Source organism: Micromonospora sp. LOL_021 (assembly GCF_048060215.1).
In the GTDB taxonomy this organism is placed as follows: Bacteria; Actinomycetota; Actinomycetes; order Mycobacteriales; family Micromonosporaceae; genus Micromonospora_E.
Genome location: NZ_JBHMIN010000017.1, coordinates 41,605 through 55,864, shown reverse-complemented (window position 1 = coordinate 55,864; position 14,260 = coordinate 41,605). Strand labels below are relative to the sequence as shown.

Sequence of the window (14,260 nt, the reverse complement as noted above, 5' to 3'; positions counted from 1 at the left end):
CACGCCGGCTACCAAGGCGAACTACCCAGAGTCCAAAATCCGACAAACCGCTGCCCACCATTGTGCAAGGAAGGCGCAAGGCTACCTGCAAGTCAAGCCGCAACCGCCCGGCAACCGGATGACTGACGCTACTCCCATGTGCCCATGAAGTCACGAGGGAGGAACATCATGGCGGTCGACGAATCACCACCGGTTGCTTTGCGCATCGACGCTGGCAGATGGGTCAGTCGCCCGGTATGCCGGACGGTACTCTGCGCCGCGCACACTGTGGTCAGTGCCCAACGGGTCCTCGACGTCGTCGAGTGCATCGAGGACGACCCGCGAATCCAGGTCGTGTTCACCGTCGCCCCGGACGTGTTCAACCAAGGGGTGGCCGACTACCTGAGCAAGCTCGGCGCCCTGCTGCTGCCCTGGGAGCAGGCGGTCAACCACCGGTTCGACCTGGCGCTGGCCGCCGCCTACGGCGGCCTGCACCAGATCCACGCACCGCTGGTAGTGCTGGCGCACGGGGCCGGCCACGGTAAGCCGGTCCACCCGCCGGCCAACGGCGGTGCGCTGGCCCGGGAACTGCCGGTGTATGGACTCGACGCCCAACGGCTGAGCCGTGACGGCCGCGGCATCGCCGCCGTGGTGGCCCTGTGCCACGAGGACGAGCTCACCATCCTGCGTTGTCAGTGCCCGGAGGCGGTGCCGGCCGCACTGGTCATCGGCGATCCCTGCTACGACCGGCTCGTCGCCAGCCTGCCGCTGCGGGACCGGTACCGTCAGGCGCTACGCGTCGGGGACCACCAGCAGCTGGTCGTGGTGAGCTCCACCTGGGGGCGCGCCGGCCTGTTCGGCCGGGTGCCAGCCCTGTTGACGTCCGTAATGGACCAGTTGCCCGCCGAACGCTTCCGGGTCGCCGCGCTGTTGCACCCGGCGGTCTGGGGCGCGCACGGCGTCCGCCAGGTCCGCGCCTGGCTGCGCGGCTGCCGGCAGGCCGGGCTGATCCTGCCCGAGCCCACCGACGACTGGCGGGCGCTGGTCGTGGCCGCCGATCACGTCGTCGGCGACCACGGCTCGGTGACCGCGTACGCGGCCGCGCTCGGTCGCCCTGTGCTGCTCGGGCCAGCGCCGACGCCGGTGCCGACACCCGGCTCGCCGCAGCACGTCGTGATCAGCACCGCCGGCCGGTTGGTGGTCGACTTGCCCCTGGCGACACAGCTGGCGCAGGCACCGGTCATCGACCATGCGGCGGTCACGGCCGCGTTGACCTCCCGGCCCGGGAGCTCGACGGGTGTGCTGCGCAGCAGGATGTACGAGCTGATGGGCTTACCCGAGCCCGACCGGCACCTGGGCACCGCTGCGGTGCCGGTGCCAGTACCGGCTCCTGGACCGGCACCGCAGCGGCGGGCCGCCGCGTGACCACCACCGGCACCGGGATCGGGCCGACCGCCAGCGAGTCCCCCGTGATAGCGGTCCTGTATCCATCGACCCGCCGTGACCTGAATGTGCCAGCGGTCAGCCCGGTCTTCGCCGACGTGCTGATCGACCGTACCGCCGGGTGCCCGCACTGCCGGGCGACGCGGCTGCTGACCCAGCATCCTGGCGCCGCGATTGCACTGGTCGTCACGGCCGGGAGCGGTCGGGTGGTCACCGTCGCCGTGCGCGATGCGGCCGACGGACCTGGCCGGACCTACCTGCTCTCGCCAGGTGGCCGGCCGTGGCGGCTCACCGCGCTGGCCCGCCAGCTGTACGGGCGGTGGTCACTTGGCGCGGCCGACCTGGCGGGCGCGCTCGACCAGCCCCAGTCCGGCGAAGATCTCGGCGGCCGTTGACCAGTGCCGCTGTGCCGTGTCCTGGTCGCCCCGGCGGTGGGCGACCAGGCCGAGCACGTCGAGTGCCTCGGCGCGCTCGTGATCCGAGCCGAGGTCGCCCATCCGCCGGCCCGCCTCGGTCGCCGACTGCTCCGCTGCCGCCAGATCGCCGCTGCGCACCTGCGCGGCGGCCAGCGCGGTCAGCACCCGTACCTGGTTGTACGGATCCACGGTGGACAAGGAGTCGAAGATCGTGCGCGCCTCGGCGAGCAACGGCAGGGCCTGGTCAGGGTCACCCGACCGCAGCCGCAGCGAGCCGAGGTTCAGACAGGTCAGCCCGATGGTCCGGGCGTCGCCGAGTTCGCGGTAGCCGGCGAGGACGCGCACCAGCGTCTGCTCGGCGAGGTCGAGCCGACCGGCGTCGCGGTGCAGCGTCGCCAGCCCGTCCTCGGCGTCGAGCACACCCCGGGCGTCGCCGACCTCGCGGTAGCGCTCGACCGCCAGGTGGATGTGTCGAATGGCCTCGTCGTGCCGGCCGAACTTGGTGCTGACCCGACTCAGTCTCTTCAGCATGTCGGCCTCGGCCCAGCGGTCCCCCCATCGGCGAGCCGCCTCGACTCCTCGGGAGTCCACCTCCAGTCGTTGCTGGTAATGCTTGTGGTACAGAAATACTGGCCACAACACGTCGGACAGCCGCCAGGCCAGCTCATCGTGACCCTGGTCGAGTGCGGCACGGCCGGCGGCGACGAGGTTGGTCAGCTCACGGTCGAGCCAGCCGAGGGCCGCGGTGCGGTCGGTGAACTCCGGGATCCGGATACCGGGTCCACGGAGGTACTGGTGGTCGAGCCGCCGACGGTACGGCGTGACGGCCAGATCGGCCCGGTGCGCGGCGGCGAGGTAGAACTCCAGCATCGCGTGGGTCGTCCGCTGCCGGTCGTACTCGGTGTCGTCGGCGTGGCACCGGCGGCGGGCGTCGAGCCGCAGGAGATCGTGGAGACGGAATCGGTCCTCGACCGGCTCCTCCAGCAGGTGCGCTTCGATCAGGTCACTGATCGCCGCGTCGGCGTCCGGGTGGTCCCAGATGTCGTCCAGTGGCAGGGCGGTGACTACGTCGCTGCCGAAGTCGGGGCCGGGGTGCAGTGAGAGCCGGCGGTAGACGGCGGCCGCGACCGGGCTCAGGCTGCGGTAGGACGCGTCGAAGACCGACATCGCGGATCCTGGCTCGGCAACGGTCAAGGTCGCGAGTCTGGTCGGCCCGTCGGCAAGAGCATCCAGCATGGAACGGATGGACATCCTGGGGCGCATGGCGAGCCGGCTGGCAACGACGCACAGCGCGATCGGCAGTCCCCCGCAGATGGCAGCGAGGTCGGCGGTGTGCTGCGGCTCCCGCGCGGCCCGGTCGTCGCCGAGGACCTGGGTAAGCAGCTCGACTGACGCGTCCAGGGTCATCGGTGCTACGTCGAGCAGCCGGCCTCCGTCACGGACCAGGCTCACCAGGCGACGACGGCTGGTGACGAGGGTGACCACCGGCGGCGTGCCGAGCAGCGGTCGCACCTGGGCTGCCGAGAAGGCGTCGTCGAGCAGCACGATCATCCGGCGTCCGGCGGTCATCGACCGGTACGCCGCTGTCTGCTCGGCAAGACTGACCGGCACCTGATCGGCGGGCAGCCCCAGCCCACGCAGGAACCCGGACAGGATCGTGGACGGGTCGGTGGGCTGTTCGCCGCTGAATCCCTGCAGCGCGGCGTAGAGCTGACCGTCGGGGAAGCGCTCTCGTAGCTGGCTGGCCCAACCGATCGCGAGTGTGGTCTTGCCCACGCCGCCGGGGCCGCAGAGCACGAGCGGGTTGGCACGCTCGGTATCCAACAGCCGACTCAGGCCACCCAACTCGGCGGCACGGCCACTGAGCTGGCCGATCGACGGCGGCAGTTGCCATGGAATTGCCGTGACATGCGGCGGCGAGTGGATGTTGATCCCGCCGTGCACCGTGCCGGCCTGCACCACGGCACCGGAAACCGTCCCCGACATGCTGTTCGGTTCACTCACGGCACTCCAAGATCAAAACCGCGCCGACACAATGATCATTTATGGGAGAAAATGAATGCAACTCAGGTTTACTACTCTCAGAAGGTGATCCCTCCAGAGATATTCCTCGATTGGATCACCGTTCCCGCCGAGCCGTGAAACTCGTTGCGCACCCCGCCCACCGCTCCGTCGACCTCCGCCCGAGCAAGCCGCAGCTGGCCGCGCAGGGCGTCGGCGAACTGAGGGTCATCGGCAATCTCCCTGTTCAGGGCCGAAATCAGGGCGTCACGACGGTCGTCGTCGGCGGGCTCAACCAGGAAGGCATCGAACGGCGTTGTCGGCGAGTCCCCGCCACCGAGCCGCCCACGCACCATTCTGAAAAGCGCACCCAGAGCCGATCTTGTATCTGATATCAGTGTCTCCGCACCCTTCCCCGCGGCCGCCGAGACAATCGCCATGACAATCGGATCGATCACCAGGAACCCCCATTGCACAGATCATCAACAGCCCATTTCGATCACCCGATCGACAACGACAGAAACGAACCGAATTCACTCAGAGACAGGCTTCTATTATAGCGATTTGCCGGGTCCAGCAACAGCAACAAACAGATCTCCGACAGAGATGCTCAAGGCTAGACACAGCCTCGGAGGGTGTTTTACCCGTTCCGCGACCTTCTTCACGCACAGTCACTCCCCGAATCTGCCCTCCTGAGCGAAATGCACGAAAAGTAACTCTGCTGCTACTTTAAGTAGCATTGGATGGCTCGGTGGCAAATCACTTTTTGGACAGGAGCTGAAGATCAACTAGTATTGCCGCCGTGTTCGTGACGCTCGTCATTATCCAGGTAGAAGTCATGGCCCACCTGGCAGCCACCCTCTCCATCGACTGGAGCACGGCTATCTCGCAATGGGTCACATGGGTTGCCTCCTCGATCGGAGAGATCGGGAAGCTCATTCAATAGAGAGAGACTGAACAGCCCACACCAAAGGTGACCGATCGGTCACATCTCGACACAACCCCCCTGCCGGCTTTCATTGGTCACAATTGATCGATGGAAGCCGGCGAACTGCGTGACGGCCCGTTGGCCGGGCACTCTGGTGGGGTCGCCATCGCCGGGACGTTCGACCTGCCACATCCAGTCGAGCCGGCCCGGGTCGAGTTCCGGTCGACCGGTGACGCGCTCACCAGCCGCGTCGTCACAGTGGGCGCCCACCGACGGCTGGTGACCACCAGCGCCAACACGCTGCTCGACGCAGGTGACGGCACCCTCTGGAAGGTCTACCGGCACGCCAGCGCCACGACGGCGCGCGAGGCCCAGCTCCTGCAGCACCTCACCGCAGCCGACCGGCTCGACACGCCGCACCTGCACGGCCGCATCGCGATCAGCAACGGCTGGCGTGAGATCCCCGTCGCCGTTCGGATGTCGGCGATCCCCGGATACCGCTGCCTCGGCACTCACCTACAGGCTGTTGCCGACGGTACGGACACCGGTACCGGGTTCCGCCGTACCGCTGGTCCTCATCTGTCCCGACTGGGTGCACTGGTCGCTGACCTGCACGCGGCGCTGGCCCGGCCAGGACCGCAGCAGCCGACGCCGGTCGATCGTCCAGCGCTGCACGCGGCCCTTCGCCAACTGCCCGACCATGCGGCCCGGACCTTGCGAATCCCCGCCGCCGATACCCGATGGGGCACCTTGGCCGCCACGGCACGCGACGTACTCGCAGCAGGCCGCCGGCCGCTGGCCGTCGGACACGGCGACCTGCATCTCTACCAGGTCGGACTTTCCGACGCCGGCATACACGTACTCGACTTCGAGGGCGAGACCAGCCGCGCTCCCGGTTGGCCGAGCCGGCTGCTGGCGGTACGCGAGTACGACCTCGCCGGGCTCTTCACGTCGCTGTTGCACCTGTGTGTCGGCTCGCGAAGGGCCACCGAGCCGACCGGCGGGTCACTGGTCGACGAGCTGTACCAGATATTTCTCGCCGCGTACCTGACCCGACAACGCCGGACCGGCGCGGCAGCGATCGACCTCGACCTGGTCGACCTGCTACGGCGCTACCGGCTGATGAGCGAGGCGTGCCTCGGCCGCCGGCACCGGGTCGTTGCCGGGCAGGCCCGCCGGGCACTGCGCCAGCTGCTCGCCGCCGACCGATTCTGACCTCTTGCGCCCACCCCCAGGATGCGCCCTGGCGCAGGTGGTGTGTCGGAGATCTACCCGCCGCTGTGTGGCACGGTGGTCACCGCTGCGGGGACTGGTCCTGGTCGCCGACGCCCGGGGTGGTTTCGGCGGTACGCTGCTGCGGCGTACCGCCGTTGGGGTTGCCACTGGGCGGCCCGCCAGCGGTGAGGTCGGCGGCGGCCTCGTCCGCCGGACCGCCCGCGCCGACCTCGGCGCGGACCCGGGGTCGCGACTGTGGGTGCTGGGTCTGCACCCAGGCGACGAGTTGTTCGCGAACCAGGCACCGCAAATCCCACAAATCAGACGAATTGGCCGCTGAAACGAGCGCGCGGGTCCGGATGTTGCCGTCGGTGGCCCCGGTCACCTGCAGCCCGCAGACCCGACCGTCCCACAGCGGCGCGGCCGCCTCCGACTCGACGATGCGACGCAGTTCCTGACGCATCGACTCGACCGGCAGGCTCCAGTCGACGTCGATCTCGGCGGTGCCGAGCACCGACGACGCGGTCCGGGTCCAGTTCTGGAACGGCGTGGTGGTGAAGTAGTTCGACGGCAGGATCAGCCGACGCTCGTCCCAGATCTTCACCACCACGTAGCCGAGAGTCATCTCCTCGACGCGACCCCACTCGCCCTCGACGACGACCACGTCGTCGAGGCGCAGCGCGTCGCCGAAGGCAAGCTGCAGACCGGCGAAGATGTTGCCGAGGGTGCTCTGCGCGGCGAGCGCGGCGACCACACCGACCAGACCGGCGGAGGCCAGCACGCTCGCCCCGGCGGCGCGGGCCCCCGGGAAGGTGATCAGCATCGCGCCGACGGTGAGCACGCCGACGACGGCGAAGGCGACCCGGCGGATCACGGTGATCTGGGTGTGCGCGCGGCGGGCGGCGAGGTTGTCGTTGACGTCGATCGGGAATCGGCGCAGCGCGGTGTCGGCGGCCAGGCCGAGCAGGGTGGCGACCAGCCAGCCGCCGGTGGCGATGGTGGCCAGCAGGATCGCGTGCTGCACCGGCTCGTGCCAGCCGTTGGTGGTGGCGATCGGGATGGTGAAGCGGGCGGCGAGAAGCGCGGCGATGATCGCCGTCGGCCAGAAGGCGCGCCGGGAGATGTCGGTGAGCAGCATGGAACGGCGGCCCGCGAAGCGGAGGATGCGGTAGACGACGGTGACGGCGAGGGCCGCCGCAGCCGCCGATCCGATCACGATCGCGGCGCTGACCAGGGCGTCGGACACGTCCGACATCTCCTTCCCATCGGTTTGTCGGCAGCGGCCAGCTAATCACATTGACCGGTGCCGGCCGAGGACCGGTCGACGTCGCGCAGCGTCACCAACGGGGCGGACCAGCCCCGCAGACCGGCCAGGAACGGTACGGACCGGGCCAACACCACCCCGACCAGCCCGTCCCGGCTCGTCTTCTGGTCGTACCGGTCACCCAGCGCGGCGGTTAGCCGCGACTGCAGGCGCCGCAGCATCTGGTCGGCGTCGTCGTGGTCGGCGTCGTCGTCGACGTCCAGGAACGTGTCGTCCAGGTAGCGGCGGGCGATCGTGTCCTGGGCGCGCAGCAACGCGTACGCCAGCTCTTCGGCCCGTGGTCCGAGACCACGCCAGGTGGCGCAGCGGGCGGTGAGCAGCGCGGCGACGGTCGCCTCGACGACATGTTCCAAAGCCGGTTCGAGGTCGTAGTCCGGCCGCCGCGGCCGGTAGGTGAGCGCCACCAACGGGTACCGCCGGACGGTGTCGTCGATCGCGCGAAGGTCGGCCGCCCAGTCCGCGCAGCGCTGTCGGGCGGCGTCGACCCCTTCGGCGGTCAGGCTGCGCACGATCAGCCCGACGCCGTCGCTGCCGCGGACCTGGTCGTGCACGGCGAGCGCGAACCGGTTCCGCACCGTCAACCCGGTGATCAGTTCGATCAGGTACGTCGCCAGCGCGGCGAACAACGCGAAGCCGAGCGCCGCGACGCACACCGCGAGCAGTTTCTGCGCCGGGGTGTCCGGGGTGAGGTCGCCGTAGCCGAGCACCGTGAGGGTGCCGGCGGAAAAGTACAGGGCGTCGTCGAAACCGGTCGGGCCGTAGCCGGCGACCCGGTGGTAGCCGTCCAGGTGCGGCCACACCACCAACGCGACGCCGACCACCAGCGGCACGATCCAGGCCAGGAAGGTGCCGGTCACCAGCACCGGCCCGGCCCAGACCAGCAACGTACGCTCGGGTCGGCGACGCCGGTTGGCGGCGAACGACGACAGCCGCCAAACCGACCGCCGGACCGCGCCGGCGAGCGGGCCCTCCGCGTCCGGGTGCAGGATCGTCAACCAGACGTCGACCACCACCACGGCGATCAACGCGCCACCCGGTACCGCCCACAGCCACATCATGGGCGCAGGTATACCCCGTTTACCGGCTGGTCGACTGCACCACCTCGAACTCGAGCAGGCTGGCGCCGGTCGCCACCGGCGGGCGGGGCCGTTCGCCGTCCCCGGCGGCGTGGGCCTGCCGGGCCGGGCCGGCCGCCCACGCCTGGTAGGCCTCCTCACTCTCCCAGCGGGTGTAGACGAAGTAGCGGCCCTCCCCCGCGACCGGGCGCAGCAGCTCGAACGCCAGGAACCCGGGCGCGTTCTCCACCGCCCCCTGGCGAGCGGCGAACCGCCGCTCCAGCTCGTCGCCAGCGCCGTCGGGGACCTCGATCGCGTTGATCTTCACGACTGCCATGTGGACAGCCTAGTCGGGGGTACCCGCGCTCAGCCCTGGTTGGCCCAGTCGCCCAGCGACCAGTCCCGCACCTCGGGCATGTCCTCCAGGTGCTCCACCACGTACGCCTCGTGCTTGGCGAGCTGCTGCTCGCACCAGACCTTGAGGTCGGCGGCGCCGCGCGGCAGCCGCCGGGCGTTGTTGATCGCGTCCATCACCAGGTGGTAGCGCGACGCCCGGTTGCGGACCGTCATGTCGAACGGCGTGGTGGTGGTGCCCTCCTCGATGAAGCCCCGCACCCGGAACCGGTCGGCGTCCGGCCGGCCGTGCACCAGCTGGTGGATGGCACCCGGGTAGCCGTGGAAGGCGAACACCACGTCGACCGAGTCGGTGAACAGCTCGGTGAACATCGTCTCGCTCATGCCGTGCGGGTGGTCCTTGGGCCGGGGCAGCCGCATCAGGTTGACCACATTGACCACCCGGACCTTCATGCCGGGCAGCCGCTCCCGCAGGATCTGCGCGGCGGCGACCGTCTCCATGGTGACCACGTCACCGGCGCAGGCCAGCACGATGTCCGGCTCCGAGCTGCCGTCGTCGGTGCCGGCCCACTCCCAGATGTCCGCACCCTTGGCGCAGTGTTCGACCGCCTCGTCCAGGGTCAGCCACTGCAGCTGCGGCTGCTTGTCGATGACGATCAGGTTCACGTACGACCTGGACCGCAGGCAGTGGTCGGCGACCGACAGCAGGCAGTTGGCGTCCGGCGGCAGGTAGACCCGCGACACGGTGCCCCGCTGGTTGAGCACCACCTGGATCAGCCCGGGCCCCTGGTGGGAGAAGCCGTTGTGGTCGTTGCGCCAGGCAGTCGAGGTCAACAGGATGTTCAGGCTGGGCACCTTGGCCCGCCAGGGCAGGTGCGCCGCCTCCTGCAGCCACTTGCCGTGCTGCACCGTCTGCGACGCGCTGACCATGGCGAACGCCTCGTAGGTGGCGAACATGCCGTGGCGGCCGGTCAGGTTGTAGCCCTCCAGCCAGCCGTGGCAGTTGTGTTCGGACAGCACTTCCATCACCCGTCCGTGCCGGCTGATCGCGGTGTCCGACGGGTACACCTGCTCCATGAAGCCGCGGTCGGAGACCTCGAAGACGGCGCCGAGCCGGTTGCTGTTCGTCTCGTCCGGGCAGAACAGCCGGAACCGGTCCGGGTTGCGGGTGTAGATGTCACGCATCAGCTCGCCGAGTTTGCGGGTCGACTCGGCGCGCAGCCGCGCCGGCTGCGACACGTCGACCGCGTACTCGCGGAAGTCGGGCATGTCCAGGTCGCGGGTCAGCAGGCCGCCGTTGGCGTGCGGGCTGGCGCTCATCCGCAGGTCGCCGTCGGGGTTGACGCCGGTCACCGTCGCGGTCGGTGCGCCATCGGCGTCGAACAGCTCCTCCGGGCGGTACGAGCGCAGCCAGGTCTCCAGGATCGCCAGGTGGTCGGCGTTGTCCCGGACGCCGGACAGCGGCACCTGGTGCGACCGCCAGGTGCCGGTGACGGTGATGCCGTCGACCTGCTCCGGACCGGTCCAGCCCTTCGGCGACCGCAGGATGATCATCGGCCAGCGGGGGCGGGAGCCGTCCCAGTCGCCGGAGCGGGCAGCCTCCTGGATCCTGCGGATCCTGCCCCATGCGTCGGCGAGGGCGGCGGCGAACCGGTAGTGCATCCCGGGCAGGTCGTCGCCTTCGACCTCGATGACCTCGTACCCGTGGCCTTCCAGCAGCGAGCGGACCTCGCCGCGGTCCTTACGCCCCAGCACCGTCGGCCCGGCGATCTTCGCGCCGTTGAGATGCAGGATCGGCAGTACGGCGCCGTCGTGGGCCGGGTTGATGAACGAGACGCCCTTCCAGGAGCCTTCCAGCGGGCCGGTCTCCGCCTCGCCGTCACCGACCACGGCGATGGCCAGCAGGTCCGGGTTGTCCATCACCGCGCCGAACGCGTGCACCAGGACATAGCCCAGCTCGCCGCCCTCATGGATGGAGCCGGGGGTGGTGACCGAGACGTGGCTGGGGATGCCGCCGGGGCTGGAAAACTGTCGAAACAGCCGCAGCATGCCGGCCTCGTCGCGGGTGACGTCCGGGTAGATCTCGGTGTATGTGCCCTCCAGGTAGCCGGCGGCCACCAGCGCCGGGCCGCCGTGGCCGGGGCCGGTGAGGTAGATCGCCTGCTGGCCGGTGTGCCGGATCAACCGGGACACGTGGGCGTAGATCAACGAAAGGCCGGGGCTGGTCCCCCAGTGGCCGAGCAGCCGCGGCTTGATGTGCTCCGGGGCGAGTGGCTCGCGCAGCAGCGGGTTGCCCCGCAGGTAGATCTGCCCGACGGTCAGGTAGTTGGCGGCCCGCCACCAGGCGTCCAGCTGCGCCAGTTCGGCGTCGTCGGGCGCGGCGAGCACCCGCAGCAGCCCGTCGTCCGCGCCGGCGCGGCCGGCCCAGGTCGCGGTGCGCTGATCGGTCACGGCAGTCACGAGCGGATTCCTCCTCATCAGGGGGTACGTCCACGACCGATCGTAGGGGGGCCGCTGCAGTTTTTCCCGGCTCCAGTGCCTGTCAGGCAGGGGCACAACGACCCTTGACATGCTCTGACCTGCCCCTGGCCGGCCGTTGACGCCGACACGGTGGACCGGCAAGGCGGCCAGCATATCGACGTACGACAGTTTGATTTGTGCATCCACAGCCAACTCCACCCGGTCCACGGTGCCCGACACTTCTCTTGTCAGCAGAGTTTTCGAGTAGGAAGTGATCTGCAGTGCGTACCCTCTACGACACCGGTTCGGTCCATCCCCTGGACCGCTACGAGTACTACCGAACCGAAGCGACGGCCGAGGTCGCGCCGGTGGAGATCCGTGGCCGTTCGTCGCTGTCCCTGACCGCCGCGATGCGGATCGCCCAGGTCGGCCAATATGAGGTCGAGGCGACGAGCTGGCTGTCCGACACCGAAGGCGTGGCCCTCCGGACGCAACGGCTGATCCGGGCCTGTGATCCGGAGTCCTACCGGGTCTGCGTCCTCGTCAGCGGCGAGCTCCGGGTCGAGCAGAACGGTAACCAGGGACGGCTACGCCCACGGGACATCGCGCTCTATGACACGTCACGCCCCTGGGATGCCCGGCACGTGCCCGGGCGTACCCCCATGAGGTTGGCAATGGTGACCTTCCCCCGGACTCTCGTGCCAGCGCCCGAGGCGGCGGTACGCCCACTCGTCGGCTCGACCCTACCGAGACGGATGCCGGGACGCGGGCTCGTCGCGGCGTTCCTGGTCGGAATCGCCGAGGCCCGGGATCCGTCGGCGGACCCCCAGCTCGCCGACGCTCTCGGTGAATGCGTGGGCGGCATCATCCGGCAACGACTCGGTCAACGTCCCGGGATCAGCCCGGGCGCGCGCCGGAGGCTGCACCGCGCCCACGTCACCGCAGTGATCCGTCGGAAACTCGCCGATCCTCATCTGGACGCGGACGCAATCGCCAGGGCCGCCAGCATCTCACCCCGCTACCTGTACAGGATCTTCGAAGACGCCGGGACGACACCGATGCAACTCGTCAAGAAACTGCGGCTGACGGAATGCCGCCGCAGCCTGCGCGACCCGGAACTGTCGTCGACCGCCATCAACGAGATCGTTTCCGCGCACGGCTACTCCCGTCCGGACCAGTTCGCCCGAGACTTCAGGCACCTGTTCGGCATGTCGGCTACCGAGGTACGTCAGTCGATCCGGGACCGGTCGGCCGGACATCGGAATCGGTCATGACGACCGGACGACGGTCGGTCGGAGGCCAAGGCCGACGCGGACCAGGTCACCGCGCGGACGCCGGCGGCGATGGCAGCGTCGGAGCAAGCCAGGCGGCCCGGCCCCTGCCGCCGGTCGAGTTCCATGTCACCGTCCGGGTCGTGTTGCGCCGCCGAGGAGCCTGGCTACTGCTCGGTGTGGCGATCTGCCGGCTCGCGGACGCCCCGCTCGACGCGGTGACCGCAGTGGCCGGCACCATCCAGATGCTCCTGTCCGGTTAGCTGCCGTGCCTGCCGGCAACGCCCGTCGGCACGGTTGTGCATGATCCACTCCGTTCGTGTACAGTCTTGCCCCGTGCGGCCCTCAGCCGCCGACCCCACGGTGTCGACGTCCGGCTGTCGACCTACCGAATGGGGGCGGTAGAGTGGTCCGGGTAGGTCCGGGTGGCGGAATGGCAGACGCGCTAGCTTGAGGTGCTAGTGCCCGTATAGGGCGTGGGGGTTCAAGTCCCCCCTCGGACACAAACTGGTACCTGATCCATCAGGGTTGGCCTCCGCTTCGATGATGCGGGGGCCTGGTTTGTATGTGAGCCTGAGTCCGAGCTGCTGGTAGACCTGGGCCTTGTCGACGGGGTCGGCGGTGCGTAGGACGTCAGCGATGCCGGAGAGCGCCTCGACCACGGTGTTGATCTCGGCGAGGGTCATGGCCGGCGAGCTGGCGTAGCTCAGCCTCGATGGTGACTTCTACGCTTGAACCTTAGGTGGTCCGTGGCGGGCCAGGGGCGCAACCTGTGCACGTCGCACTCGGCCGATAATCCGGCGTTCAGCTACGCCGCGGGGACTGGCGATCAGCCGGACCGTACCTGTCGGTCGCCGCTGCGGGCGTCGGCGACGGTGCCGAAGGTGCGATGGCAGAAGATCAGCGGTTGGTGGTCGCGAAGACTTCTGACGGAACGGACCTCCGCGACAACGATCGTGTGGTCGCCGGCCGGGTGCTCGGCGACCGGTACACATTCCAGGTGTGCGAGCACGCCGGGGAGGACCGGGACACCGGCGCTGGACGGCCGCCACGGCACTCCGGCCAGGCGTTGCGGGCCGGGGGCGGCGAGCGTTCTGCCGAGGTCCTGCTGGTCGGCCGCGAGAATGCCGATCCCGAACCGGGCCGCCCGTCGGATGTCCGGCCAGGTCGTGGACTGCTCCCCCACGCAGAACCCGACCAGCGCCGGCCGCAGCGAAATGGAGAAGAAGGAGCCGACCAGCAGGGCGCGGGGGCCTCGGTCGGTGGCTGCGGTCACCCCGACGACGCCGGTCGGATAGGCGCGCATCACCTCGCGGAACCGGCCCGCCGTCACCACCGACGTCGACCGTTCAGCCATCGCCGTGCCGGTCGCAGTCGGCGCAGACCCCGAACAGCTCGAGCATGTAGTTGACATCGGTGAAGCCGTGTTCGTCGGCGACCTGGCCGATCCACTCCTGGGTCGGCGGTCCGGCCACCTCGACGGTACGGGCGCAGAGTCGGCAGACCAGGTGATGGTGCTCGGTCTGGCTGCACCGGCGGTACAGCTGCTCGCCACCGGCGCCGTGCATCACGTCCACCTGGCCGGCGTTCGCGAACACCTGCAGGGTCCGGTAGACGGTCGTCAAACCGACGGTCGAGCCCTGAGCACGCAGCTCGGCGTAGAGCTGCTGGGCGCTGCGAAACTCAGCGGTCGCGTCCAGCAGGGTGAGGATCTCGTGGCGCTGCCGGGTGGACCGGCCCGCCTCCGCAGGCGGCTGCTTCACGACGCCACCCCCTTGTTCATAACGGTTCTCATTATCATAATGGTGGCGAGG

At 69.4% G+C, this 14,260-nt stretch carries 13 protein-coding genes and 1 tRNA gene; 6 read left to right on the top strand and 8 right to left on the bottom strand.

Annotation, left to right across the window (positions count from 1 at the left end):
- Positions 1-267 precede the first annotated feature (267 nt).
- Both ACFHWT_RS13815 and ACFHWT_RS13810 read left to right on the top strand, forming a co-directional pair.
- The gene (locus tag ACFHWT_RS13815) at positions 268-1,404 is read left to right on the top strand and encodes a hypothetical protein (RefSeq protein WP_416595004.1); all 1,137 of its coding nucleotides are present in this window, start codon (positions 268-270) and stop codon (positions 1,402-1,404) included.
- Positions 1,401-1,817: a hypothetical protein gene (locus ACFHWT_RS13810; RefSeq protein WP_416595003.1), complete on the top strand. Its 417-nt coding sequence runs from the start codon at positions 1,401-1,403 to the stop codon at positions 1,815-1,817. Before ACFHWT_RS13815 ends, ACFHWT_RS13810 begins: the two co-directional genes overlap by 4 nt.
- On the opposite strand, the gene ACFHWT_RS13805 is transcribed toward ACFHWT_RS13810, so the two are convergent.
- Complete coding sequence (locus ACFHWT_RS13805) at positions 1,746-3,842, bottom strand: tetratricopeptide repeat protein (protein WP_416595002.1); 2,097 nt, start codon at positions 3,840-3,842, stop codon at positions 1,746-1,748. The genes ACFHWT_RS13810 and ACFHWT_RS13805 overlap by 72 nt on opposite strands.
- Positions 3,843-3,919: 77 nt before the next feature.
- Entirely contained in the window at positions 3,920-4,297 is a 378-nt protein-coding gene (locus ACFHWT_RS13800) for a hypothetical protein (protein WP_416595001.1), read from the bottom strand.
- 344 nt (positions 4,298-4,641) lie between these two features.
- On the opposite strand from ACFHWT_RS13800, the gene ACFHWT_RS13795 reads away from it, so the two are divergent.
- Both ACFHWT_RS13795 and ACFHWT_RS13790 read left to right on the top strand, forming a co-directional pair.
- Positions 4,642-4,785 carry a hypothetical protein gene (locus ACFHWT_RS13795; protein ID WP_416595000.1) on the top strand — a complete coding sequence of 48 codons (144 nt, stop codon included), beginning with the start codon at positions 4,642-4,644 and terminating at the stop codon, positions 4,783-4,785.
- A 90-nt stretch (positions 4,786-4,875) separates the two neighbouring features.
- Positions 4,876-5,982 carry a hypothetical protein gene (locus ACFHWT_RS13790; RefSeq protein WP_416594998.1) on the top strand — a complete coding sequence of 369 codons (1,107 nt, stop codon included), beginning with the start codon at positions 4,876-4,878 and terminating at the stop codon, positions 5,980-5,982.
- A gap of 79 nt (positions 5,983-6,061) precedes the next feature.
- Here ACFHWT_RS13790 and ACFHWT_RS13785 read toward each other — a convergent pair whose 3' ends face one another.
- Genes ACFHWT_RS13785 through ACFHWT_RS13770 form a run of 4 tightly spaced genes read right to left on the bottom strand, consistent with a single transcriptional unit; the run spans position 6,062 to position 11,193 of the window.
- Positions 6,062-7,228, bottom strand: coding sequence for a mechanosensitive ion channel family protein (locus tag ACFHWT_RS13785; RefSeq protein WP_416594997.1), 1,167 nt, complete (start codon positions 7,226-7,228; stop codon positions 6,062-6,064).
- 41 nt (positions 7,229-7,269) lie between these two features.
- Positions 7,270-8,364 (bottom strand): potassium channel family protein, encoded by a 1,095-nt coding sequence (locus ACFHWT_RS13780; protein WP_416594996.1) that lies wholly within the window; start codon positions 8,362-8,364, stop codon positions 7,270-7,272.
- Positions 8,365-8,383: 19 nt separating this feature from the next.
- The gene (locus ACFHWT_RS13775) at positions 8,384-8,698 is read right to left on the bottom strand and encodes an antibiotic biosynthesis monooxygenase family protein (protein WP_282230987.1); all 315 of its coding nucleotides are present in this window, start codon (positions 8,696-8,698) and stop codon (positions 8,384-8,386) included.
- A gap of 29 nt (positions 8,699-8,727) precedes the next feature.
- A complete protein-coding gene (locus tag ACFHWT_RS13770; protein WP_416594995.1) occupies positions 8,728-11,193 on the bottom strand; it encodes a phosphoketolase in 2,466 nt (821 codons plus the stop codon).
- A 263-nt stretch (positions 11,194-11,456) separates the two neighbouring features.
- Between ACFHWT_RS13770 and ACFHWT_RS13765 the strand changes: the two genes are divergently transcribed.
- Together ACFHWT_RS13765 and ACFHWT_RS13760 are read left to right on the top strand one after the other, a co-directional pair.
- The gene (locus tag ACFHWT_RS13765) at positions 11,457-12,449 is read left to right on the top strand and encodes a helix-turn-helix domain-containing protein (RefSeq protein WP_416594994.1); all 993 of its coding nucleotides are present in this window, start codon (positions 11,457-11,459) and stop codon (positions 12,447-12,449) included.
- A gap of 416 nt (positions 12,450-12,865) precedes the next feature.
- Positions 12,866-12,949: transfer RNA gene (locus ACFHWT_RS13760), tRNA-Leu, on the top strand.
- A 326-nt stretch (positions 12,950-13,275) separates the two neighbouring features.
- Here the strand turns inward: ACFHWT_RS13760 and ACFHWT_RS13755 are convergent.
- The gene (locus tag ACFHWT_RS13755) at positions 13,276-13,803 is read right to left on the bottom strand and encodes a flavin reductase family protein (protein ID WP_416594993.1); all 528 of its coding nucleotides are present in this window, start codon (positions 13,801-13,803) and stop codon (positions 13,276-13,278) included.
- Entirely contained in the window at positions 13,796-14,209 is a 414-nt protein-coding gene (locus tag ACFHWT_RS13750; RefSeq protein WP_416594992.1) for a Fur family transcriptional regulator, read from the bottom strand. The genes ACFHWT_RS13755 and ACFHWT_RS13750 overlap by 8 nt, the downstream gene beginning before the upstream one ends.
- Positions 14,210-14,260: the final 51 nt, after the last annotated feature.